Below are 23508 nucleotides of genomic sequence, written 5' to 3'. Positions count from 1 at the left end.
ATTGTTAGAATGATAATCGAATTTGAATCTATTTGCCTTGGAAGTTTACGTTGAACGCACCTAGACAGGGGCTATTTGCTAGCCTATTAATCGTAAGTTTTGCTTTGCATACCTTTTTATTGGTGATTGCAACGACGCATCAGCTCAATGAAAACCGTGCTAGTCAGGGTCAACTCATGACCAGTCAACTCGTAACTGACAGTTTAACGGAACTCGAACCTGCCAATACAGTTTCTCTGGCACTTCTGGCAAATCGCTATGCGACCAACCCCAGCGTTGCCTCGATTCGAATTTTAGATGCCAATAAACAGGTATTGGCCACCAGTGGCATGTCACAAACTCGTCAAGGTGAAGTTTTTGTTCGTGATGCCCTGCAAAACGAAAAGAAAGTCGGCAGCATTGAAATTACCCTGATTCAACCCAGTATTGGTGAAATTTTAAGAACCCAATGGTTGGCGATTTTGGTGTCATTTATCATTCATGGGCTGTTATGGTTAGCTTATCGTGCTATTGCGCGTCCAAGTCGTAGTGAATATCTGGCACGAATCAATAACGAATCGCGCCTCAAACACGAAATTCAACAATTGACTCAAGCACTTGAAGTTGAAAAACAAAATGCCGTGACCCTCATTGCACAGGCTAAACAACAACCTAAGCCCAAAGTCACCGTGGTGACAAAAACACTGGATCAAGATCAAACAGATCATACTTTGGCACTTAACATCCAGTTTTACGACCCTAAGCAATTGCTAAACAGTGTCAACCAATCCGTTTCTGTCCCTTATTTTAAACTGTGTCAAATTTTCCTGAATAAAAGCATTGAATTATGTACCAAACATTATCAACTCAGCTCGTCTAGTATTCATGTAATCAATGAATTTAATGCTGAGGGCTCAGATTTAAGTATTTCTGATCAAGAGCCTCATGCGGTTGAGTGTTTACTCATGATTGGTGCGGTGTTTCAATTATTGTCAGATGTTCTGTATAAACGCTATCGTGAAGATAAACGCTTTGCTTTACAGACTCGCTCGGCGGTTTCGACTGCGGTGGCTGCCATGCAACTAGATGCTGTACAAGCAGCACAGCGCCTCACTGGTCATTTACATGCCAAAGAGTCGGCTTTACATTTAAATAACGAACAGCTTAAGGCGATTAGTGAATGCTATCAGTTAGTTGCGATGCCAAATCCAGCCAATGTCTTGACTCGCCATGCATTTATGCAAAATGGTATGAATACAGAATGTGCAGAGCTTGCCCAACAAATCCGTACTGAAATCTTGATGGGCAAAAAGGCCAAAGCTTCCATTGAAAATCAGACAGATCCCCAATCAGAAGTATAAAGCCAAGCCCGTAGAGCTCCCCATTGGGGGAGTTTCTTTATTCTTAAAAAAATTGAATTGCACTTAAGTCATTGAATTTATATTTTTATCTTAATATACGCAAAGCCTTCGTCCAAAAATCAAACAAAATTTCAGCATTTAAGAATTACAATACTTTTCAAATGAATTCACTTATGTGTATAAAGAGAACCCCATAACTAAATGATAGAAGCATAGGCAAATCTGCCCAAAACACGGTAGACTATGCAACACATTGTGAACGTAACTGTCTTTTGGACATCATCAAAAGGTGAAGGCTCATGCCGTTGAGTAATGTTGAAGAACTGGTCGCGGATATCCGTGCTGGCAAAATGGTCATCTTAATGGATGATGAAGATCGCGAAAATGAAGGTGATTTAGTCATTGCCGCTACCCACGTGCGCCCAGAAGATATCAATTTTATGATTACGCATGCCCGTGGTCTGGTATGTTTAACCTTAAGTCGTGAACGTTGCCAACAGCTTAATTTACCGCTGATGGTCGATCACAACGGTGCGCAACACGCAACCAATTTCACCTTGTCGATTGAAGCCGCCGAAGGCATTACTACAGGTATTTCTGCGGCTGAACGCGCACATACGATTCATGCCGCGGTTGCTGCACATGCCAAACCTGCTGATATTGTTCAACCTGGTCATATTTTTCCGCTCATGGCGCAACCAGGTGGAGTTCTACACCGTGCAGGTCATACTGAAGCTGGCTGCGATCTGACTCGCCTTGCTGGTTTGGAACCCGCTTCTGTCATTTGTGAGATTATTAATGAAGATGGCACGATGGCACGTCGTCCAGATTTAGAGGTTTTTGCCGAAAAACATGGTTTAAAGATTGGAACCATTGCTGACCTCATTCACTATCGTATGACGAACGAACAAACAGTTGAACGTTTGGGGCAACAAACTATTGAAACTGAGTATGGCTTATTTGAGCTATATCGTTACCGTGAAATTGGCAACCCTGATGTTCATCTGGCCTTAGTCAAAGGTGAACCTAAAGAAGGTGTGACCACTGTTCGTGTACATGGTTTTAATCCCGTCCGTGATTTGCTTAAACTGAATAAACAGGATGGCGAACCTGCATGGAATCTAGATCGTGCACTTAGCACCATTGCTGCTGCTGAACGTGGAGTATTGGTCTGGATCGGACAGAATCATTTGCAGGACTTAGGCCCAGCGCTTGAAAGCCTGAATAAACCTAAACCTGTTAAATCCAATGCAGCATTATCACACCAATATCAAACAATTGGGGTAGGTGCACAGATTTTACGTGATTTAGGTGTAGAGAAAATGAAGCTCCTTAGCTCCCCTTTACGCTTTAATGCACTGTCAGGCTTTAATTTAGAAGTGGTAGAATATATTTCTGCTGATCAAACGATAGAAAATTAATCGAGGTTATTATGGCAATTCGCCGAATTGAAGGTTTATTACATCTCGCGAGCGAAGGCCGTTACGCGATTTTAGTGGGTCGTTTTAACAGCTTTGTAGTTGAGCACTTGCTTGAAGGTGCAATTGACACTTTAAAACGTCATGGCGTGAGTGAAGACAATATCACTGTGGCTTATGCACCGGGTGCATGGGAACTCCCAATTGTTGCAAAAAAACTGGCAGCGTCAGATAAATTTGATGCCATCATTGCATTAGGTGCAGTGATTCGTGGTAGTACGCCACATTTTGACTTTGTGGCAGGTGAATGTGCCAAAGGGTTAGGCGTAGTTGCACTTGAAAGCACACTTCCTGTGATCAATGGTGTACTTACCACAGATAGTATTGAACAAGCAATTGAGCGCTCTGGTACAAAAGCGGGCAATAAAGGTTCAGAAGCAGCACTGACTGCAATTGAAATGGTTAATTTGTTAAAGGCAATCTAAGGCATGTCTCAAACACTTCAAGCCGTGTATGCGGCAAAACGTAAAGCACGTCGTTTTGCGGTGCAGGGTATCTATGAATGGCAAATGAGCCATAATCCTGTGCATGAAATTGAAGCGCGTACCCGTGCCGAAAATGCCATGCATAAGGTTGATCTTGGTTATTATCATGAGCTATTGACTCAAGTCATTGCAGATCATGACAATCTGGATACTTTGCTGATTCCTGTACTTGACCGCGAGCTTAAAGCCCTAGATGGTGTAGAGTTAGCGACTTTACGTTTAGGTGCTTACGAGCTACGTGATCACCTAGAAATTCCTTATCGTGTAGTCCTCGATGAGGCCATTGAGCTTGCCAAACATTTTGGTGGTGCAGACAGCCATAAATATATCAATGGCGTCTTGGATCGTTTAGCGTCCACACTGCGTGAAGCAGAAAAGCAACAAGCTCAATAAGTAACTTTTAAGTCATGGCTGAGTTTTCTATTATCGAGCAATATTTCACTCGTCCTTTAACACAGCAGGGCGATGTCGGCGTCGGTGATGACTCAGCTATTTTGACTCCCCCTGCCCAGCAGCAATTGGTCATCTGTACCGATACGCTGGTTGCAGGTCGGCATTTTCCACTGCAAACATCTGCCCATGCGATTGGCTGGAAAAGTGTTGCAGTAAATTTATCTGATATTGCGGCAATGGCTGCAAAACCCCACAGTATTTTATTAGCCCTCAGTTTACCCAATATTGACCATGATTGGTTGCACGGTTTTAGTCAGGGACTTTTCGATTGTTGCGATCAGTTTGGAGTAACCTTGATTGGGGGGGATACCACACAAAGTCCACATTTGACCATTACAGTCACGGCACTCGGTTATATCGACTCTGGTCGGGCGATCTGTCGGTCGGGTGCTCAAGTAGGTGACTATATTGTGGTCAGCGGTCAGGTGGGCGATGCAGCCTACGGATTACAGCATTTGGGTTCGGCACTCCGGTCACGTCTGGACTACCCCACACCGCGTTGCGAACTCGGTCAAAGCCTAAAAGGATTAGCCTCAAGCATGATCGATGTTTCGGATGGTCTGGTCCAAGATCTGGGACATATTTTACAGGCATCCCATGTCGGAGCCAGAATCTTTCTGGATCAACTCCCGCTTGACCCCGCACTTCAAGTCTTGCCAGATCAACAAAAATGGCAATATGCTCTCGCGGGTGGCGATGATTACGAACTTTGCTTTACAATAACACCGCAAAACTACGAAAAACTTTTGCAACAACAATTAGATGTCAACATTACAATGATTGGCCTGATTACACAGGACACAAAACTAGTATTTGAACATAATGGTCAAGACCATCCCGTTCAGTTTCATGGATATCAACATTTTGCCTAAATCCTCCATTCCTTTTAAGAGTATGCGCTGGTCAGACCGCTTTATCACCTTTTGTGGCGTTGGTTTTGGCTCAGGATTGCTCCCTAAAGCGCCGGGAACATTTGGTTCAGCGTTTGCATTGTTGCTTATCCCAATTTGGATCTGGTTGGGTTTTTATCCCTCTGTTTTTGTTATTTTTATCATGAGTCTTGTCGGAATTTACATTTGCGGTAAAACCGCGGATTTGATGGGTGTACATGATGATGGACGCATCGTTTGGGACGAATTTGCAGGTCAATCCATTACTGTTTTGCCTTTAATCTTTTTTAATCTAATGAATATACAATGGGCACTCATCAGCTTTCTGCTATTTCGCCTGTTTGATGTTTGGAAACCATGGCCGATTCGCGTGATTGATCGACGTGTAGAGGGCGGTTTTGGTATCATGCTGGACGATATTATCGCAGGAGTTTGGGCTGCGCTCTGTATCTTAATTTATTTATTGTTTGGTCTAAGCCGTTAAGTAGGTTATTCATGTCAACGACCGTTATTATTCTTGCAGCAGGTAAAGGAACGCGGATGCGCTCCCAACTTCCAAAAGTATTACAACCCCTTGCTGGACAACCATTATTGGGTCACGTCATTAGCACTGCAAAAAAACTCAATGCAGGCAATATCATTACCATTTATGGACACGGCGGTGATCGGGTACAACAACAATTTGCACAAGAACAAATCCAATGGGTCGAACAAGCAGAACAATTGGGTACAGGTCACGCAGTACAAATGACCCTGCCTGTTTTGCCAAAAGACGGCATATCCCTGATTTTATATGGTGATGTGCCGTTAGTCCGCCAGCAAACACTTGAACAACTGATTGCAGTGTCTACACCTTCTGGCATTGGCATGATTACTCTAAATGTCGACAACCCAACAGGTTATGGTCGTATTGTTCGCCAAAACAACCTGATTCAGGCGATTGTTGAGCATAAGGATGCCAACGAAGAACAACACAAGATTCAAGAAATCAATACGGGTATTTACTGCGTTAGCAATCAAAAACTACATGAATGGTTGCCAAAGCTTTCAAATAATAATGCCCAAGGTGAATATTATCTCACTGATATCGTAGCAATGGCGGTTGCAGATGGACTTGAAATTGCATCGATTCAACCCCAACTTGCCTATGAAGTTGAAGGTGTGAATGATCGTCTACAACTCTCGGCACTGGAACGCGAATTTCAAAAGCAACAAGCCATTGAACTGATGCAACAAGGTGTTACTTTAAGTGATCCTGCTCGTTTTGATTTGCGTGGTTCACTCAAAGTCGGTCAGGACGTGCGCATTGATATCAATGTGATCATTGAAGGTGAATGCGAATTGGGCGATGGCGTTGAAATTGGTGCTGGATGTATTCTCAAAAATACCTCTATCGCCGCAGGCACCAAAGTTCAGCCGTATAGTGTATTTGAAAATGCTGTTGTCGGTGAGTATGCTCAGATTGGCCCATTTGCACGACTACGTCCCGGCGCAGTATTGGCCAATGAAGTGCATATCGGCAATTTTGTGGAAGTTAAAAATACTCGTATCGGGTTAGGTTCCAAAGCCAATCATTTTACCTATCTGGGTGATGCCGAAGTTGGTGAAGGTTCCAATATTGGTGCAGGAACCATTACCTGTAATTATGACGGTGCCAACAAACACAAAACCGTGATTGGTAATGCCGCATTTATCGGTTCAAATAGTTCACTGGTTGCCCCGGTTACGGTTGGCAATGGTGCCACCATTGGTGCAGGATCGGTCATTACCCGTAATGTGGCGGACAATACTCTGGCGTTTGAACGCGCTGAACAATTTGAAAAATCAAACTATCAACGTCCCCAAAAGTTGAAGAAATAAGAGGATTAACCTATGTGTGGTATTGTCGGCGGCGTTGCTGAACGTAGTATTACCGATATTTTAATTGAAGGTTTAAAGCGCCTTGAATACCGTGGTTATGACTCTGCGGGCGTTGCGCTGGTAAATAATCAGCATATTTTACGTGAACGTCGGGTGGGCAAAGTCGCCAATCTGGCAGAAGCCGTCAGTGAACATCATTTGACAGGTTCTCTCGGAATTGCTCATACCCGTTGGGCAACTCATGGCAAACCTACTGAAAATAATGCACATCCGCATGTATCGGGTGACGTTGCTGTCGTTCATAATGGTATTATTGAAAACTATCAAGAGCTTAAAGATCAGCTTCAGGCAGAAGGCTATGTATTCACTTCGCAAACCGATACCGAAGTGGTTGCGCATCTCGTGAATGACGCCTTAAAACATACAGATAGTTTGCTCGATGCAGTACGTCAAGTCGTTCCAAAGCTGAAAGGTGCTTATGCTCTTGGTATTGTGCATACCCAACATCCTAATGAATTGATTACGGTACGTGAAGGTTCCCCGCTGGTGATTGGCGTTGGGATTGGTGAAAATTTCATTAGCTCGGATCAGCTTGCACTTTTACCCATCACGAACCGCTTTGTTTATCTCGAAGAAGGCGATATTGCGCGTTTAACTCGTGACAGTATTGATATTTATGCGCATGGTGAGCGTGTTGAACGTCCAATTAAAGAATTGGATGCAGCAGTTAGTAATGCCTCTAAAGGTGAATATAAGCATTATATGCTCAAAGAGATTTATGAGCAGCCCGATGCAATTCAGCAAACCATCTCTCAGGCTTTAAATAACAATACACTGCGTGAAGACTTTTTGAAAAAAGCCGAGCTAGATTTTTCTAAAATTCAAAGCGTTCAGATTATTGCCTGTGGTACGAGTTATCACTCTGGCATGATTGCCAAATACTGGTTTGAACAACTGATTGGCGTTCCTTGTCAGATCGAGATTGCCAGTGAATTCCGCTATCGCTCGCCCGTGATTGTTGCCAATACGCTTTACGTTTGTATTTCTCAGTCGGGTGAAACTGCGGATACTTTGGCAGCCCTGCGTGAAACTCAAAAACGTGCCAAGGCCAATGCACTGGATATTGTAACGTTAAGCATTTGTAATGTTGCAACCTCTTCAATGGTACGCGAAACCGATCATCATTTATTGACTCTGGCTGGCCCTGAAATTGGTGTGGCTTCAACCAAGGCATTCACGACACAACTTGCAGCTTTAATGTTATTAATTTTAAAAGTTGGTCAGGTGAAACAACAAATTTCTGATGTTCAAATTGCAGATATTGCAACACAACTTTGGCATTGTCCAAAAGTTATGCTGGATACCTTGCAGCAAAATGATCAGATTTTACGCCTTTCAGAACTGTTTGTTGAAAAACAGCACTGTTTGTTTTTGGGTCGTGGTACACATTTCCCAATTGCTTTGGAAGGTGCGCTCAAACTCAAGGAAATTTCGTATATCCATGCGGAAGGGTATGCAGCAGGCGAACTCAAACATGGCCCATTGGCTCTGGTTGACAACGAAATGCCTGTGGTCATTTTGGCGCCAAACGATGATATGCTGGATAAATTAAAATCCAATATGGAAGAAGTTCAGGCACGTGGTGGTGAACTGTTTGTCTTCGCGGATGAAAACAGTGGCATTGTGGAAAAAGACCGCCAACACGTGGTTTATATTCCCAAAGTCAACGCATGGCTAGCCCCGATTATTTATAGTATTCCTGTGCAGTTACTGTCTTATCATGTGGCCGTTTTACGTGGTACAGATGTCGATCAACCACGTAATTTGGCAAAATCTGTGACCGTAGAATAATAAAATCGCCTGCTTTCTAAAAAGCAGGCGATTTTTCCTCATTTGCAAGGCAAACACGAAATCGAACGTTTAATCAAACGTCGCAATTAACCACGCAGAACCACTATAGTCCCCCGCCTCAGCATTTTCTCCACGCAAATGACTTTTTACAGTGATGGTCTTAAATTTCTCAATGGAAACTTTTAGATCAGTTCCCGCTTGAACTTCCTGACCACTTGACTCATCCTGCATGGAAAGTGTGGTATAGATTTTCTTGCTATTATCTAATGTATTGATTAAAGGCAACCGACCTTGCGGATCCCCATCTTTGGTATAGTTGAGCCGTAATATTACATCGGTCGATTTTGTAAAATCACAGCTATAGTTGACCTGACCACTGACCAAACTATCATAATGAGTGGTCGCTAAAGCCCCATGATTTAAGTTTAACGTCCCAATAGAGCCTGAACTACTGGTAGACGTTGTACAGGTCGCATTAAAATTAATACGTGAATAATTTAACCAGATAGGAGCCGATGACTTTTCAAATGTCGTGACTGCACTTGGAGTTCGGTTACCAAAAGCGCGAAAATATCCAGCCAATGGGGTTGCAGGAATAACCACCTGCCCATCAATCGTTTTATTTTTCAAATAAAACCTTAAAACAATAGGAAATTGTGAAGTTAAACTGTAAACGTAATATCTTCCTCCACCCCTAGCACAAACGGATGCCAATGGTGTCTTTGACCAAGTGTACATCATGTATGAATTACCCGCTTCTACGGTGACATACACATTTGAGTTAAGCTGATAGGCGGTTCGACCTGAAATAGATACCGAGGGCGCTACTTTAGGTATAAACATCTTTAAAAAATGATAGACATTCGAAGCATCAAATTCAGTATCAGGTATATCCCCCGGTCTTAGATATCCCCACGTCTGACCTACACATTGCCCGCTCCCTGTTCCATTAATTTCACTTAGTGAAAAAGGGCTACCAATAAGATAATAATCGCCATCTGTTCCTTTCTCTGCTTGAGAACTGACCGTAGTGTTAGACGATAAATCATAATGATAGCCATGAGATGAATCGTCTATAACCGCTGCATAATCCGCATGCAAAGGCGTCATTGACCAGAGCAAGCCACTTAGCATGCCCAACACACGAGCCAAAGGCGCAAGGCACAGAGAAGTTAGAACTTTAAATTTTATATTTAACATCATAAAGTCTTCTATTTTAAATTATGCTTGTTAGACGAACAGTAAGTCTGTTGTCTTGACCATCCTTGTCTGCAACACACTCTATATCTTGGCAATACTCCACATATTTAAACGCTTTTTAGTGCTAACCGCCATGCTGAATCACTACAATCACTGGATTCATAAAAACATGAAAAATCTATGGCTATCGATTGACTTGCCTAGTCATCACCATGATCTTCATCATGATCCGCTAGGCAAGTGTTTATGAGTTTATCAAACAGTAGTCCGCTCAAAGGTTAATCAAATGTTGCGATTAACCATGCAGAACCCTGATAGTTGCCTGCCACTGCATCTGTACCTTGTAAATGGCTGGTGATGCTAATGGTTTTAGATTGCTCAATATCGGTATGAATATCCCGATCCACTCCACCAGTCTGGCCAGTGGTTTCATCACGCATGGTCAGTTCAGTGTAGATCTTGTCTGTCGTCCCGATTGCAGTATTTGTAAGAGGTAAGCGTCCTTGCGGGTCACCGTCTTTAGCATAGTTAAGTCTTAAACGTATAGGCGTTGAGGTCGAAAAAGTACAGTTATAGTTCACCTGCCCACTGACCAGACTGTCATACTCATTACTTTTTAACGTACCATGGTTTAAATTGAGTGTGCCCGTGCCTGTTCCACCTGCCCCTGAGTGGGTCTGGGTACTACAGGAAGAGACCAAATTCAATTGTGAGGTATTCAGTCTCATCGGTGCAGTAGTATCTTGAATCGTCCAAGACGTTTGAGTTGGTTTCGTAGTGTCGCGATTAAAAGCGCGGACATAGCCAGCTAAATCCATCCCCGGGATTACGATCTGACCATCAATAACCTTCTCATTTAAATAAAACGTGAATGTGATGGGGAACTGCGAGGAGAAAGTTGAAACAGAAGCTGTTGTAGAATAATCTTTTAAATCTTGACACATACTTCCCCCTCTTTGTTGCCAATCTGCTAAGTCCTCCGTAATTGTCATAACTACATTGGAATTAATCCGATAGGCGTTCTGAGTACCAATCTTTATCCCGGTTGGCGGAAGATATATAAATAAACGATGCCATGCACCAGTCAACCCTAAAACCCCCCCTGACCATGTTGTGCCTGAACAATTGACCCTTCCCGTTGCCGTAACAGATGGAGAAGTTTGAGTCATTACAATTGGTTCACCGATCTGATAATAATTATGCCCATCACTGCCCGTTACAGCTTTGGGTTCAACTGGAGTATTACTATCAAGTGTGATCCTATATCCATCACTTGAATTTTGAATCTTGGGTGCATAGCCTGCATTTGCCTCAAAACCCAATAAACTAAGCCCTATAACAGAGGAAATCGCGGCGATTTGGCGAACGTTTAAATGACGATAACAGTCTAGAAACGCGTTAAATTTAGAGTTCAACATACTCAACCTCTATTACAGATACTGCGCGAGCAGCGTGATGACGGCTTGAAAAGGACCTAACTCCAGCTCATCCACTGGTTTAGTGTTGATTAACTGTACTTTTAGCGTTGCGAAACGTGTTTTAGATAAACTAATATCTGAATACTTCGTGAGATTAATGCTTTGCACAGAACCGTCTGGTTTTAGTGACTTACCATTAGCCTTATCTTTAAACGAGATCGCCAAGCCATCGGTAGTGGTGGTCAATAAGCTTTGGCTGTTATACTCAACCACTGAACCCATCTTAGGCAGCATTGCTAGACCCACTACTTTATTTCCAAAATCACATCCCGTTATATCTATTCTGAATTCTTGCGTGGGTTCTAGGTTTTTCTTTAGATCTTCCACCTGAACCCGACCAAATTCAACATTTGATCCCTTGCCCATCCCCATCGCAATATTACAGGCAGGCGTTAGCATCTGCGCAGTCACGTTCACTAAAACATCGGCATGTCCCCACGTCGAAATCAGCAGTAACACAGGGCATAAAGATTTTATCAACGGATTGATTTTATTCATTATTGATACTCCACCGCAAAGGTTACCGTGCTAGTGAAATCACCTATGTTGGCCTCACCCGTAGCAGGCTTACGAACAAATGCACTAAAGTTAATATGTTGCACATCGTTGGCAACTGAAACTGTCGCAACAGATGTCGGGCTGTTCCAGACAATAGGTTGATTGTTCTGATCGACGATTCCAAGCAACACGCCACTCGTCCCTTGCGTTTTTACAAAATTGACTCCGCTCAGCTCAACCAGTTGATTACTCTGCCATGTCAGCTTGATACTTTTATTCAAGTCTGTATCACTACAATTATCGATGCCAATAGAAAAAGGGGTTAAATAACTTGAACCTTGTTGGTTAATCGAGCGCCAGTTCAAGTTTTCATGCGTAATTTCCTGAGTTAACGACTCACTATCAATCTTACACGCCGTGCTTATTAACTCTCCGCTAAACTGAACATCAAGCGAACCCGCACTGTATGCATGGGGCGCGGCTAAAAAAAGTGACAGTGGCAATGCCAAACAACGTGTTCTTATGCTATTCATAACTGACCTCTAAACGAAGGCTATTTTGATTTTCCATCAATGAAGGCATAAGAATAGTGTTCGTGCCGTTTGATAAAGAAATCGGGGTCGTTGCCATACTTTGATGATGCTGCGCATCATAAAAACGTAACTTTGCAGGAGTGTCCGCGGCTGCATCGGAAATCAACATCTGACTGTAATCATTTCCCGCACCGCATCCCGTTAACATCAACTTTTCTTTAAAGTCCAAATTACAGGGCGCATTAAAAACAACCGCATTGACCCGCACCACACCTTGATGGATCGGTTCATAATCTGACTGTTTTATAGATGTACTCCCGACAGGGCTTTGAGCCAACACACTGTGACCAAATGCACTGCCAACAATGAGTAATATCCAGCACACATTTTTCGGATTTTTCATTACTTTTTGTTTGCTCAACGTGGTTCCCCTGTCGCCAATAACGGTTTATTAAAAATATTATTCGCCTTTAACCGTGCAGGTTTCGCCCTGACAGTTAAAAAACATGGTTGGTTTGCCGCCGTAGTCATTAATGTAAGTTAAATGTGGCGTTGCCAAAGCAGCAGAGGTTATTTCATGCGTCGACTTTGGTGCCACCATGACCGCATTAAAGGCATTTTTTTCTGCTTGCTCTTTACTGTTACCAAATCCAATCACCGTTAAATTAAAAGGAGTTGGATTATTTAAAAGATAACCTTTTGCTGTCTTGGTCAAAGTGACTTTATGCTGCCATTGAGTCTCGGCTTCTGCCAAAATACTGCTTGGTCGATAAAATAGTTTTACTCTTGACTGCAAGGCAATTTGCAACGTATTACCAGTGGCAGGTTTAGGTGGAACTTCTCGTAAGTTAAAATAAAAAGTAGACTCTCTATCCTGCGGTAACTTCGCAACTTCTGGCGTGGTGCTTAAACGCACCAGACTTTTTTTACTGGCTTCAACACGTTGCAAAGGCGGGGTTGCCAAAATTGCACCTTTGGTTAGTTTATTGCCCTGCAAATCTTCAATCCAGCTCTGTGCAAGGTAGGCTTCTTCTGGATTGTCATTTGAAATAGTGACATTAATTGATTTTTCCGTACCCGGAAAAATAATACGTGTTCTGTCTAATGTGACAGCACTTTGCGCACTCATGGAGATTAGGGCAGTCGTACATAAAAGCTTGGCAAGCAATCCACCACGTAGAGTTGAATTCAACATAATTTACCTCGTAAAACTCATTAATTTATTGTCTTGACGATATCGAACTAGCTACCGGTGATGTCTCTGTACCAGATGTACATGGCAAGTCCAACATGCTCGATGATGACTCTATCTTCTCAGGTAACCACAATTCACACTGTACTTTACCACCCCAATAAACGGATAACTTCTCTTTTGGCGCAACACCAATTAGCCATGTAACACCATCCTCACCCACAATACCCAACTCACGGTTATCTGCATTGCGCACACTGGCTCCAAATGGTGGATTTTTCCCATTGTTTAATGATAAAACCGCAAATAATTTATCCCCTTTCATTACAGATAAACTACGGTAACCAATTGCCCCTTTGGTAAGGGTAATGTCAGTCGTTGATACCAGTGCTTCAATATCATCTGGTAATTTGCTGGTATTAATTGATGCCGTAGACTGACGGTAGCTGCTAATGTTTGGAAGCACAGCCAGCCCCGCAGCATTTGTTTTGGTGATTCCATTTTGAAGTGGAACACCACTTGTACCCGGTGTTTCAATCATTAATCGAGTATCACCATTGGCTGAACGATGCAAAGCAATACCATTTGAAGTTGCTGTAATACCACTTCTAATAGACGCCCCAACGCTCGTATATTGCTCAGGTACATAACTTGCGTTTACCGACACATCTGCCTGTGAGAAATCACGTGAGTAATAACCACTGATACTCGACTGGCTATCCATGTTTTCACCATGATTGTAGCCAACGTTCACGCTATAGTTATCATGTTCGTTATAAGCACTGTAGCCTACGCTGTGGTTAAATTGATTATAACCACTTGTTTTAGAATACAATTCTGAAAGCGAAATACTACGTCCACTTGAAAGTGGCAACGTCAGGTAAAAGTTAATCGAGTCATCCTGAAGGCCCGTATCACGTTCAGTTCTGGTTGCAGATAGCGAAACGCTGGCTTTTTCCTTAGATGCTCCCGGCATCTTGAAATAAGTGCTGGCATATAAACCATATTGTGTTTGTGGTTTATTCTGCCAATAAGTACTGTATTGATAATTGAAAGACAGGTTAAATTTATCAAAGTACTTATTTAGATAAATCTGATAGTTTTCTTTTTGCCCGCTACTTTCTCCACCTGTACGATCCTGCCTCATAAACTGGTTTAAAGTTCGGTAGTCTTGGTCAGCAAAGCGATACCCAGCAAAGGTAATATCTGTACGTAAGTCATTAAAAGACTTTGCATAACTCAAACGATATGAGCGTCCACGTAAGGTTTGGTCTTCAAAGTTTGAAACCGATTGAGCAATATCCAGTGAAAGTGCGCCCAAAGAAAAGAGGTCGCGACCGACACCCGCAGCAAATGTTTGATAATCGCCATTAAGTTGCGAACCGCCATAAATCGACCATGCATTGGTCAATCCATAGGAAAATTCACCACTTAATACAGCTCTACCCGTAACAGAGTGCGCGTCATAGCGTGTTTTACCCGCAGCAAGCTTATAAACCATTCGTCCTGGACGTGTTAAATAAGGGAGTGAAGCGGTATTGATACTAAATTTCTTTTCTTCACCATTTTCTTCACGCACTGTAACGTCCAATACCCCACGTACCCCACTATCAAGTGTTTGAATACGGAAAGGCCCCGGTGGGACAGTGGTTTCTAAAACAACGCGATCCTGACTACGAACAGTAACCGTTGCATTGGTACTCGCAACACCAATAATTTCTGGTGCATAGCCCACAAGTTTTGGTGGTAGCATCCGGTCATCACTTTCTAGTGAAACACCACTGTACTGCCACGATTCAAATACGTCTGAATAAAAAGAGTTTTCGCCAACCGTTAGGACTGATGAAATATCTTTAAGCGAGGTAAAAGCATAAAATCGGTTAAAATCGAAATTATGTAATTCCTGACTGCTTCCAGTTCCTTCACGCTTTTGATAAATCGCATTAAAGTCACCGCGGATACGCCATGCACCGAGGTTGACACCTGCCGTACCATTGGTAGATAAATAGGTGCGTTTACCGGAGTTATTTTCGTCTGTAAACGAGAGGTTGGCACTATAATCAATAAATCCACCATTTACTCCCTCTTCCCAAAGTGCAGGCGGAATCCAGTAAGGATCGCGATATTCCATCCAGATCTGGGGGATCGTGATATTCAGAGATAATGTCGGCAACTCGACTTTGGTTTGCGTACCAGACAACGCTGACAGATCCAGACATTGGCCCTGTTGAGTGCTGGTAACTTTTTCTTTGCCTGATGCATTGAACCCAATAAGCTCAAGCATTTCTAAAGGAATACATATAAGTTGAGAGGCGGTATTATCTTTATTTTCCAATTTTATTATTGAAATATCGCGTGGCGCACCTAAACGCTGCCCATTCACAAATGTAGTTAAAACATAGTTGCCAGGCGGAACATAGCCCGCAACGGAAAACTGGCTCATATCAACATTTTCAATGTCTTCTGCATCTAATACATTTAAGTTAAATTCTGTAGCATGAGCCGCGCATGTGCTAAAGCTGAACGCCAACAAAATGGCTTGCGTTACTTTGTTAAGTTTAAGCTTCATACTGCGGCACCTTTAAAGACAGCAAAATCTTTCTCTCAATTTTCTATATATTGAGAAAACGCATTTTTGCCTCATTGATAATCAATAAAAAAACGAACTAAACCCTGATAGTTTCCTGCTTGTAACGGTTTTCCTGTCGGTTCTAGTCTCAAGAAATAACGCAAAAAAAGTGCTGGACCGGCTTCGTCATGTCGCAACAAGCTTTCAAATAAGGAGTAATTTTCTCCCAGTCGTAGCGTCTTCATATCGTTATCGAGTAGAGAAACACCCAAGCCCTGAGAAGGCCCTTCAAGTACGAAGGCATTAATATTATTTGCGTTATAGCCATCAAAACGGATCGTCCATGTTTTAGTATCGATAGCGGTGTAAGCACTACCACAATCTCGGAGTTCGATCTCGAATGGCTGAGTGTGTTGTTCGCGCTCTAAAGCACTAGACAACATCGTTAGTGTTGTTGGTAAAAAAACTACAGTTTGGTCACGGTTTGGCATTACAATCGAACATGGCGTTGAAATTACACTGCCGATTAGCTGTGCAGTGCCCAAATTACGCATTCCGATTTCTTTTGCGGTAAGAGTAGGAGAAACGGTTAGAAAGAGTGAAAACAAGATTCCTACAACACAACCTCTTTTACGCTGATCAATCACCACAAACACCTCTTCTTTCAAACTTAAGACAACCACCAGTCAGATGACTGGTGATTGATCTGCACACCTATTACTGATAAGTAATACGGAAGTTAGAAACAGCACTGAATTTGCCTTCAGCTACTGGTTTAGCTACGTCAACTGCTGAAGCTAAAGCTTTGAATGTTAAAGTGTTGTCGCCTTTTTGGTTTACAATGCTACTCAATACATCTTTAGCAGTACCGAAAGTGAAACCGTTAATTGATACACCAACGTTGTTTACGTTGTTAGAAGAAGTCGAAAGCAAAGTTTTACCTGCATCAGCGTATTCAGTACCAGTGAATGTTACTTCCATAGTGTTTACAGGACCTGCGTTAGCAAAGGCATCAAAGTCACAACCAGTAAATTTGATATCAAAATTTGCTTCAGCAGCTTGACCAGCTTCAAGTGCTTTACGAGACAACTGACCAAAATCAACAGTTTGATCTAAAGATTCTTGTTCAATATTACATGGAGAATCAACAACTTGACCTTGAAATTTAACAACACCAGTGTTATCAGCCATTGCGCAGAATGGAGCCAAAGAAGCTACAAGTACAGATGCAGTTGCTAATTTCGCTAATTTCATTTATTTCACCTTTAAAGTTCAAAATTAAAAATTCGTCATCATCAAAACAATGATCACAATTTATTTAGTGTTACCAACAAAATGTTAGGCAACCAAAACACCACCTGCGGCAATGCTTTATCCCTAAAATACTCAAGCGTCGTGCTAAAATAAAAACACTGAGATAAGGCATAAATTCAACTCAATCTTCAAAAATCATGTAAAATCGACTTAAAATGAATCCTTATATTTTTTAAAATAAATTTTATATTTTAAAAAATAATTTATTACTCAATGTAATCTTCACAAATCGTTACTTTTAACAAGAAGCTTCGATAGGGTTATAATAATAATTATCCAGAAATATAACCTGTCAAAAAAAACATAATTTTTTATCTTTTTTCACAAATCTTGATATTTAAGTTGACTGTTTTAATCATAATTTAAAAAAATATTCTTTTAATTTAAATGTATTTACAACAAAAAAATATTGTCAACAAAAGATAAGGCACTGAAAAATATATTAAATTTAAATTCAAAATTTATTGAAATATTTTCCATATCTAAATTACCTAAAAATTCTCATTTAAATGAGTTAAAATTTTAATTGAGCTTTGAGAGATAATATGACAACTTTTTATTCTAAATTTAGATCTTAACCACAAAATACATCGTTATTTCACAATTATTGTTTAAAAAAACTTTTAAATTAATAAGTTTTCCTCATATATACTTCAATTAACCTATATAGCACCTTAAAAATTTCTAGATTATTTGATTTATTTTAAGCATGTTTTATTTTAAAAATTAAAAAAATTTTTAGATTGTTCTTCATCTCTTAAAATTGCTATTTTCAATTTAGCTTACTGTTTTAATTTACACACTGGTCAAGATCATCTTTGCTGGTTCATTCATTCTGTTCGCTTTCCCAACTTTATTGACTTAGTATAGAATGTCTTCATATCGACAAAAAATTATTAAAAAATTTGAATTACGGATAAGATGGGATAAAGGAGAATAGACCACATGCGAACAGTAATCGATACAAGAGGTGTCAGTAGTGGTCTGGCAAATTTAGTCAATAAATTCTGTGATCTTCATGCTATTCCCTCACCATTACCAAAAAATATGATGTTAATGAGCGGCTGCCACTAGCGGAATGGTATCGCATACTGAATTACTTAGATCAGCACTACCCCAAAGATGACCTGGGCATAGAGCTTGGTAAATTATGTGAACCCGCGGATATTGGAATTGTGGCCTACTTATGTATGGCATGTGAAACCACTGGAGAAGTGATTCATCTTTTTCAACGTTATCAACGCATTTGGTACCATATGGCACCCGTTTGCATGGAAACCTCTCATCACACCATTAACTTTACATGGCAAAGTCCAGCTTATGTTAAAGCGGGACAATTTGTTAAAGAAACTCGTTTAGCAAATGATGTTGCTTTTACCATGATGTTAGTTTTTATGAATAGCCTAATTTATCCTAATACGTTTAAGATTAAACAGATGGAATTTAGTACTCTACGACCAAATAAATTAATCTTTCATGAACGTTTTTTTGGCTGCCCTGTACTTTTTGATCGGCCTATTAATAAACTTTCATATGATGAAGAAGTGTTTAATATTAAAATAAATCAAAGTTATCCAGATCATGTATTGAAACGTATATTAGAAAAAAATGCTGACTACTTACTTTCAAAATATCCGCAAGACATTTCATTTAATGAACTTCTTTATAGAAGTATCGTAAATGCACTTCAAAACAATCGATGCGATATTCAATATGTAGCTGAACAAATAGGAATGTCTCCTCGACTGCTACAGCATCGCCTCAAATCAAATGGAACTTCTTTTTCTGATAAGCTCAATATCATAAGAAAGAGTTTAGCTTTTCAATATCTTGAAGATAAATCTTTAACTATTAATGAAATTTCCAGTTTGTTAGCCTATCATCAACAAACATCATTTAATCGTGCGTTTAAATTATGGACAGGAATGAATCCATTACAATGGCGAAACGAGCATTCCAGTAAACCTTAAGTTTTTGAAAAATTTACATTAGGATATTCCATTCCGACTCTTGTTCTACTTCAAAAAGTTTTGCAATATTTTCCTTCTATATTGTAGAGGGCTTATGCCCATCCAACTTTTAAATGACCGATTAAAAGAGGTTTGTTCTCTATAAGATAATAAATGTGAGATATCCAAAATGCTTAAACTGGCATCTCCCAAATAAATAATTGCAAGCTCTTTATGCACTTCATTTAAACATTGCTTAAATGAGTATCCCTTTTTTTTCAATTTATATTGAAAAATACGAGAGCTACAGCCTAGTTGTTGAGCCACATAATCAATCGAGATTTTACCTTGATTAATTGCATTTATAATGGCGCGCCGGACTTCTTCATCAAAAGAATTTCCCTTAGGGAGTTCCGCTAAAAGACTTTCTGCCTGCTGATGAAGAATATTATTAAGGACTTCATCATGGCTTGAAATCTTAAAATTAAGATTCGTCAAAGGGAAATATATACTGGTTTTCTTCTGATTAAATTGGACTGGACACTCAAAATAATCTTCGTAAAACTTTACTCTTTTAGGAATTACCGAAGAAAACTCAATGCGGTTAATTTTAATCTTTTCAGGAAAAATAAGAATATTCGCAATATTCTGGATCACACCAACCATCAGTTCATCTGCTAGATCGCTTGCCTTAAAAGAGGAGTCCCCACCCCAGCTAATAATGAGTTCATTATTGACACAGCCAACTTGCACCTCAATAAAGTCATAGCTTAAACGATTGTATTTTGAAAAAACGGATAGAACATGACCCAGATTTTCACAGGTTGAACTTAGATAACCCAGAATCCCAAGATGTTCTGGTCTAGCAAAATTTGCTATCTTTAAACCTAAAGCAAAAATTGGACACTGTTGTGCAATATAGTCCAAGACCAACAACCATTCAGAAAATGGCGTTCTCTCTTTACTCGCATAATTCTTTATAAAATCGGGAAACTTAACTTGATGCTCAATACAAAATAACTCCAACATCCGTATAAGATTGCTATCTACCGATTTTATATGATAGAAAGTAGTTTGCATTTCTAGGTTTCACCATATGAATTATAAAAAAATTACGACTAGTCAAAGCCTATGACTAAAAGTTTCAAAATAAAGATAAATCTAGAAGAAGATTTAAAAACGAAGTGACTTCTTCTAAATGAAAAGAAATTAAGAATGTAGTGTTGCAATTTAATTTCTTTGAATAAGCCAGTTTTACAAACGATATGCCATCGTTTTTCGATCAAAAACAGTCGAATTGGCTTAAAGAATTTTTGAAACGTGAAATATCTCACCTTTCAACCATTATATTGTTGATGAATTTACTTTGCGTTTCTTATCTATTTATACAAAAAAATTTTTCATTAGAAACAAACTTATAAAAATAATTTTAAAAAACAAAATACTTTAATATTCAACTATTTAAATAAAAACATATATTTCAACAACTTAAAATAAAAATTTATACCAATTAAAAAATCTATCTATTATTTTTTATTGAAAAATTGCTATAACTAAAAGATAAAAATAATCGTTTTTAATGATAATTGATTTTAAGTACGATTTAAATTTAAGCATTAATTTTTTAGTGTTTTTATGACTTAAATTCAAAAATAGTATACATGATAATTCTTTTAGTGCAGTAAAGGCACATCAAATAAGAGGAATAATAATCATTATTTATAGATTTTTATTTAATTAATTTTTAGGGAATTGTGTTGTCATACCGTTTAATCTTAATCTTGTTATTAACTGCTAAGAGATTGCATCAAGGGGTTTAAGTTTTGCTATTCGTGATTATTTTTTATAGATAACGTTCAAAATATACCTTTATTTTTTATTTTACGTGAAATGACAAAAAATTATGTGTTTAATGGCAAGCTTTAATGTTTCCTGTTTCCTATAATGATTTCCGAAATGTGAGATCTTTATCGAGCGTTTCATAACCGCCAGTAGCATTTGCCCCAAACCCTTAGCAAATGCTACCTTTTATACCTATATACCACTTCTACTATGGTATATAGGTCTTTTTATTGTCTTTTTAAAAACTACAAAGCATTTCTTGTTGACCGCATATAGAGATAAATGAATAACAAATTCTTTATCTACTTTCCTTAAATTTACTGACACAATCAAGCCTGTAGTTAAAAACTCTATTACTAAAATATTAATTCCCAAGAGGAGTTCTCTTTTGAACATTCAACAAAAAGATGATGGCAAACACGGCGTATTTGAACTACACGATGGCGACAAGCTTGCAGGCGAAATGGTCTATACATGGGCGGGTGAAAAATTATTTATTATTGATCATACCGATGTCGCAGATGAGTATCGTGGACAAGGTGTTGGTCGTAAGCTTTTAGATGCTGTCGTTGATTTTGCCCGAAAAAATCAAGTTAAAATTATTCCGCTTTGCCCTTATGCAAAATCTGTGTTTGATAAAGATGCATCTATTCGTGATGTATTAAGAGACGCTTGATACTAATATTTTAAGGCATCATTCCACTGATGCCTTAATTGTTAAAAAATACGCTTCAATAAATTCTGTACTTATTTTTCATCTAAACTTTGATTAGATAATTCTACTGTTTTATCGGCTTGACGTGCCCAGTATGTGGCCAGAGCAGCCCCTGAAATATTATGCCATAAGCTAAAAATAGCGCTGGGCACGGCCGTAATTGGAGATGCAGCAAAATGCACAGCGGCCAGTGCTACGCCTAAGCCTGAATTTTGCATACCGACCTCAATAGAAATCGCCTTGCTGTCATAATGCGAAAGCTTTAAGCAGCGACTTGCCCAATACCCGATTAAAAAACCCAAGCCGTTATGGAGTATTACGACACCCAGTATCAATAATCCTGATTGTAAGATCGAGGTCTTACTGGCACCAATAATTGCAGCCACAATCAACACAATCGCAATCACGGATACTAAAGGCATCACACGAATATAGGTATTTACCTGCCGAGTAAAATAATGACGAACGATGATTCCTAAAATAATCGGAACAATGACCACCTGTAAAATTGAAATGAACATGGAACTAACATTAATCTGAATCCACTGACTGGCTAAAAGATAAAAAATCGACGGCGTTAAAATCGGTGCCAATAAAGTCGATACCGAAGTACAAGCAACCGAAAGCGCAGTATTACCTTTGGCCATATAAGTAATGACATTGGAAGCAGTTCCACCAGGACAACAACCTACCAGTATCACACCAATGGCGATCGCCGGGGGCAACTGAAAAAGTTGACATAAGATAAAGGCAAGACTTGGCATCACTACAAAGTGAGCCACCACGCCTATTAACACGGCTCTTGGGTATTGAAGCACAGCACGAAAATCAGCGATGCTAATCGTCATGCCCATACCCAACATAATAATGCCTAATATCCACGGAATATAAGCCGTAAGCCAGACGAAATATGTAGGTTGCCATAAGGCAATCGCTGAAAATACGATCACCCATAACGCAAAAGTTTTTTGCATAAATTGTGTCAATCGTAATAAAAATGCCATGGCAACATCCTGATCTTTAATTAAATATGGACTTTGAGATTATTTAATTGCCCAATAGCTGAGATGACGTCATTCTTTTGACGCCTTTACTTATCATTTGCTGCCATGCCTGTTGTAAGGAACCATTTAAATCAATAGCTTTACAGGCATCAACCACTACATAACTTTCAAATCCTGCTTGTTTAGCATCGATTGCGGTCCATGCCACACAGAAATCCGTCGCAATCCCAGTTATATAAACAGTATCAATACCACGCTCTTTTAAATACCCAGTAAGTCCTGTAGAGGTTGTGCGATCCGCTTCCATAAAAGCAGAGTAACTATCAATATCCGAATGAAAACCTTTGCGAATAATCAACTGCGCTGAAGGAATATCCAGATCAGGATGCAAATCGGCATCATACGTTCCCTGCACACAATGCGATGGCCATAGCACCTGTGTACCATAAGGTAGCTCTATATCATCAAAAGGTCGTTTGCCTACATGATTTTCAGCAAAGGAAATATGATCGGCAGGATGCCAGTCTTGTGTCAGTATAATATTATCAAAAACACGTGCTAACTGATTAATACAAGGAATAATCTGATCTGCATGCGCAACGGCAAGATGTCCTCCTGGGGTAAAGCCATTTTGAACATCTACCACAATTAAAGCGCTATTTTTCCCCTGTTTCACTGCTCTACTCCTTGATATAAATCATCATCATTTCTGCTGTGGTTTTGAGCATCTTATAAGAAGTCACTGGCTAAAATAAAGCCTTACCACACGTTGCACTTGACTTTCGGCATGATGCAGATCCAAATGGAGAACCCACATATTCCGCTTAAAATGCAAGGCGAGTACATAAAGTTTTGAC

22 protein-coding genes are annotated in these 23508 nt (G+C 39.9%); 10 read left to right on the top strand and 12 right to left on the bottom strand.

The annotated features are described in order from the left end of the window. The first annotated feature begins 32 nt into the window (after positions 1–32). The 8 genes from IAE20_RS00365 (at position 33) to glmS (ending at position 8357) form a co-directional block, all read left to right on the top strand. Positions 33–1340, top strand: a complete 1308-nt coding sequence (locus IAE20_RS00365) for a hypothetical protein (RefSeq protein WP_200458969.1) — start codon at positions 33–35, stop codon at positions 1338–1340. A gap of 299 nt (positions 1341–1639) precedes the next feature. Then, a complete protein-coding gene (gene ribBA, locus IAE20_RS00360) occupies positions 1640–2761 on the top strand; it encodes a bifunctional 3,4-dihydroxy-2-butanone-4-phosphate synthase/GTP cyclohydrolase II (protein WP_200458968.1) in 1122 nt (373 codons plus the stop codon). A gap of 11 nt (positions 2762–2772) precedes the next feature. Further along, the gene (ribE, locus tag IAE20_RS00355) at positions 2773–3243 is read left to right on the top strand and encodes a 6,7-dimethyl-8-ribityllumazine synthase (protein ID WP_004986034.1); all 471 of its coding nucleotides are present in this window, start codon (positions 2773–2775) and stop codon (positions 3241–3243) included. A 3-nt stretch (positions 3244–3246) separates the two neighbouring features. Next, positions 3247–3696, top strand: coding sequence for a transcription antitermination factor NusB (nusB, locus tag IAE20_RS00350; RefSeq protein ID WP_200458967.1), 450 nt, complete (start codon positions 3247–3249; stop codon positions 3694–3696). 14 nt (positions 3697–3710) lie between these two features. Then, complete coding sequence (gene thiL / locus IAE20_RS00345; protein ID WP_200482040.1) at positions 3711–4628, top strand: thiamine-phosphate kinase; 918 nt, start codon at positions 3711–3713, stop codon at positions 4626–4628. Next, positions 4606–5130 carry a phosphatidylglycerophosphatase A gene (locus IAE20_RS00340; protein ID WP_200482041.1) on the top strand — a complete coding sequence of 175 codons (525 nt, stop codon included), beginning with the start codon at positions 4606–4608 and terminating at the stop codon, positions 5128–5130. The genes thiL and IAE20_RS00340 overlap by 23 nt, the downstream gene beginning before the upstream one ends. 11 nt (positions 5131–5141) lie before the next feature. Then, positions 5142–6506 carry a bifunctional UDP-N-acetylglucosamine diphosphorylase/glucosamine-1-phosphate N-acetyltransferase GlmU gene (gene glmU, locus IAE20_RS00335; RefSeq protein ID WP_200458964.1) on the top strand — a complete coding sequence of 455 codons (1365 nt, stop codon included), beginning with the start codon at positions 5142–5144 and terminating at the stop codon, positions 6504–6506. Between the two features lie 12 nt (positions 6507–6518). After that, entirely contained in the window at positions 6519–8357 is a 1839-nt protein-coding gene (gene glmS, locus IAE20_RS00330; RefSeq protein ID WP_200458963.1) for a glutamine--fructose-6-phosphate transaminase (isomerizing), read from the top strand. Between the two features lie 69 nt (positions 8358–8426). On the opposite strand, the gene IAE20_RS00325 is transcribed toward glmS, so the two are convergent. The 9 genes from IAE20_RS00325 to IAE20_RS00285 all read right to left on the bottom strand — a co-directional run bounded on the left by IAE20_RS00325 (position 8427) and on the right by IAE20_RS00285 (position 17081). Then, positions 8427–9560 (bottom strand): hypothetical protein, encoded by a 1134-nt coding sequence (locus IAE20_RS00325; protein ID WP_200482042.1) that lies wholly within the window; start codon positions 9558–9560, stop codon positions 8427–8429. A 275-nt stretch (positions 9561–9835) separates the two neighbouring features. Further along, a complete protein-coding gene (locus IAE20_RS00320; protein ID WP_200482043.1) occupies positions 9836–10975 on the bottom strand; it encodes a hypothetical protein in 1140 nt (379 codons plus the stop codon). A gap of 12 nt (positions 10976–10987) precedes the next feature. Next, a complete protein-coding gene (locus IAE20_RS00315; protein WP_200482044.1) occupies positions 10988–11533 on the bottom strand; it encodes a fimbrial protein in 546 nt (181 codons plus the stop codon). Then, on the bottom strand, positions 11533–12066 hold the full coding sequence (locus tag IAE20_RS00310; protein ID WP_200482045.1) for a fimbrial protein: 534 nt from the start codon (positions 12064–12066) through the stop codon (positions 11533–11535). The genes IAE20_RS00315 and IAE20_RS00310 overlap by 1 nt, the downstream gene beginning before the upstream one ends. Then, positions 12059–12487 carry a hypothetical protein gene (locus tag IAE20_RS00305; RefSeq protein ID WP_200458958.1) on the bottom strand — a complete coding sequence of 143 codons (429 nt, stop codon included), beginning with the start codon at positions 12485–12487 and terminating at the stop codon, positions 12059–12061. The genes IAE20_RS00310 and IAE20_RS00305 overlap by 8 nt, the downstream gene beginning before the upstream one ends. Before the next feature lie 39 nt (positions 12488–12526). Then, positions 12527–13261 carry a molecular chaperone gene (locus IAE20_RS00300; RefSeq protein WP_200458957.1) on the bottom strand — a complete coding sequence of 245 codons (735 nt, stop codon included), beginning with the start codon at positions 13259–13261 and terminating at the stop codon, positions 12527–12529. A 25-nt stretch (positions 13262–13286) separates the two neighbouring features. After that, positions 13287–15827, bottom strand: coding sequence for a fimbria/pilus outer membrane usher protein (locus IAE20_RS00295; RefSeq protein ID WP_200482046.1), 2541 nt, complete (start codon positions 15825–15827; stop codon positions 13287–13289). Between the two features lie 71 nt (positions 15828–15898). Beyond that, positions 15899–16495 (bottom strand): fimbrial protein, encoded by a 597-nt coding sequence (locus tag IAE20_RS00290; RefSeq protein WP_200482047.1) that lies wholly within the window; start codon positions 16493–16495, stop codon positions 15899–15901. 49 nt (positions 16496–16544) lie between these two features. Further along, positions 16545–17081 (bottom strand): fimbrial protein, encoded by a 537-nt coding sequence (locus IAE20_RS00285; protein WP_200482048.1) that lies wholly within the window; start codon positions 17079–17081, stop codon positions 16545–16547. Positions 17082–18175: 1094 nt separating this feature from the next. Between IAE20_RS00285 and IAE20_RS00280 the strand changes: the two genes are divergently transcribed. Next, positions 18176–19111 carry an AraC family transcriptional regulator gene (locus IAE20_RS00280; RefSeq protein WP_320159815.1) on the top strand — a complete coding sequence of 312 codons (936 nt, stop codon included), beginning with the start codon at positions 18176–18178 and terminating at the stop codon, positions 19109–19111. A 45-nt stretch (positions 19112–19156) separates the two neighbouring features. Here IAE20_RS00280 and IAE20_RS00275 read toward each other — a convergent pair whose 3' ends face one another. Then, a complete protein-coding gene (locus IAE20_RS00275) occupies positions 19157–20170 on the bottom strand; it encodes an AraC family transcriptional regulator (RefSeq protein WP_227611187.1) in 1014 nt (337 codons plus the stop codon). A 1150-nt stretch (positions 20171–21320) separates the two neighbouring features. Between IAE20_RS00275 and IAE20_RS00270 the strand changes: the two genes are divergently transcribed. After that, on the top strand, positions 21321–21608 hold the full coding sequence (locus tag IAE20_RS00270) for a GNAT family N-acetyltransferase (protein WP_200458951.1): 288 nt from the start codon (positions 21321–21323) through the stop codon (positions 21606–21608). Between the two features lie 71 nt (positions 21609–21679). On the opposite strand, the gene IAE20_RS00265 is transcribed toward IAE20_RS00270, so the two are convergent. Both IAE20_RS00265 and pncA read right to left on the bottom strand, forming a co-directional pair. Further along, complete coding sequence (locus tag IAE20_RS00265) at positions 21680–22651, bottom strand: bile acid:sodium symporter family protein (RefSeq protein WP_200482776.1); 972 nt, start codon at positions 22649–22651, stop codon at positions 21680–21682. Between the two features lie 43 nt (positions 22652–22694). After that, entirely contained in the window at positions 22695–23327 is a 633-nt protein-coding gene (gene pncA / locus IAE20_RS00260) for a bifunctional nicotinamidase/pyrazinamidase (protein WP_200482777.1), read from the bottom strand. Positions 23328–23508 lie beyond the last annotated feature (181 nt).

This window comes from Acinetobacter sp. S54 (assembly GCF_016624945.1).
Classification (GTDB): domain Bacteria; phylum Pseudomonadota; class Gammaproteobacteria; order Pseudomonadales; family Moraxellaceae; genus Acinetobacter.
The sequence above is the reverse complement of the archived record's forward strand: the minus strand, read 5'-3'. Positions and strand labels throughout refer to the sequence as shown.

Excerpts from the sequence above, each read along its gene's own strand:
- ribBA (WP_200458968.1), top strand. The coding sequence starts at position 1,640 with ATGCCGTTGAGTAATGTTGAAGAACTGGTCGCGGATATCCGTGCTGGC.
- ribE (WP_004986034.1), top strand. The coding sequence starts at position 2,773 with ATGGCAATTCGCCGAATTGAAGGTTTATTACATCTCGCGAGCGAAGGC.
- nusB (WP_200458967.1), top strand. The coding sequence starts at position 3,247 with ATGTCTCAAACACTTCAAGCCGTGTATGCGGCAAAACGTAAAGCACGT.
- thiL (WP_200482040.1), top strand. The coding sequence starts at position 3,711 with ATGGCTGAGTTTTCTATTATCGAGCAATATTTCACTCGTCCTTTAACA.
- IAE20_RS00340 (WP_200482041.1), top strand. The coding sequence starts at position 4,606 with ATGGATATCAACATTTTGCCTAAATCCTCCATTCCTTTTAAGAGTATG.
- glmU (WP_200458964.1), top strand. The coding sequence starts at position 5,142 with ATGTCAACGACCGTTATTATTCTTGCAGCAGGTAAAGGAACGCGGATG.
- glmS (WP_200458963.1), top strand. The coding sequence starts at position 6,519 with ATGTGTGGTATTGTCGGCGGCGTTGCTGAACGTAGTATTACCGATATT.
- IAE20_RS00325 (WP_200482042.1), bottom strand. The coding sequence starts at position 9,560 with ATGATGTTAAATATAAAATTTAAAGTTCTAACTTCTCTGTGCCTTGCG.
- IAE20_RS00320 (WP_200482043.1), bottom strand. The coding sequence starts at position 10,975 with ATGTTGAACTCTAAATTTAACGCGTTTCTAGACTGTTATCGTCATTTA.
- IAE20_RS00315 (WP_200482044.1), bottom strand. The coding sequence starts at position 11,533 with ATGAATAAAATCAATCCGTTGATAAAATCTTTATGCCCTGTGTTACTG.
- IAE20_RS00310 (WP_200482045.1), bottom strand. The coding sequence starts at position 12,066 with ATGAATAGCATAAGAACACGTTGTTTGGCATTGCCACTGTCACTTTTT.
- IAE20_RS00300 (WP_200458957.1), bottom strand. The coding sequence starts at position 13,261 with ATGTTGAATTCAACTCTACGTGGTGGATTGCTTGCCAAGCTTTTATGT.
- IAE20_RS00295 (WP_200482046.1), bottom strand. The coding sequence starts at position 15,827 with ATGAAGCTTAAACTTAACAAAGTAACGCAAGCCATTTTGTTGGCGTTC.
- IAE20_RS00285 (WP_200482048.1), bottom strand. The coding sequence starts at position 17,081 with ATGAAATTAGCGAAATTAGCAACTGCATCTGTACTTGTAGCTTCTTTG.
- IAE20_RS00275 (WP_227611187.1), bottom strand. The coding sequence starts at position 20,170 with ATGCAAACTACTTTCTATCATATAAAATCGGTAGATAGCAATCTTATA.
- IAE20_RS00265 (WP_200482776.1), bottom strand. The coding sequence starts at position 22,651 with ATGGCATTTTTATTACGATTGACACAATTTATGCAAAAAACTTTTGCG.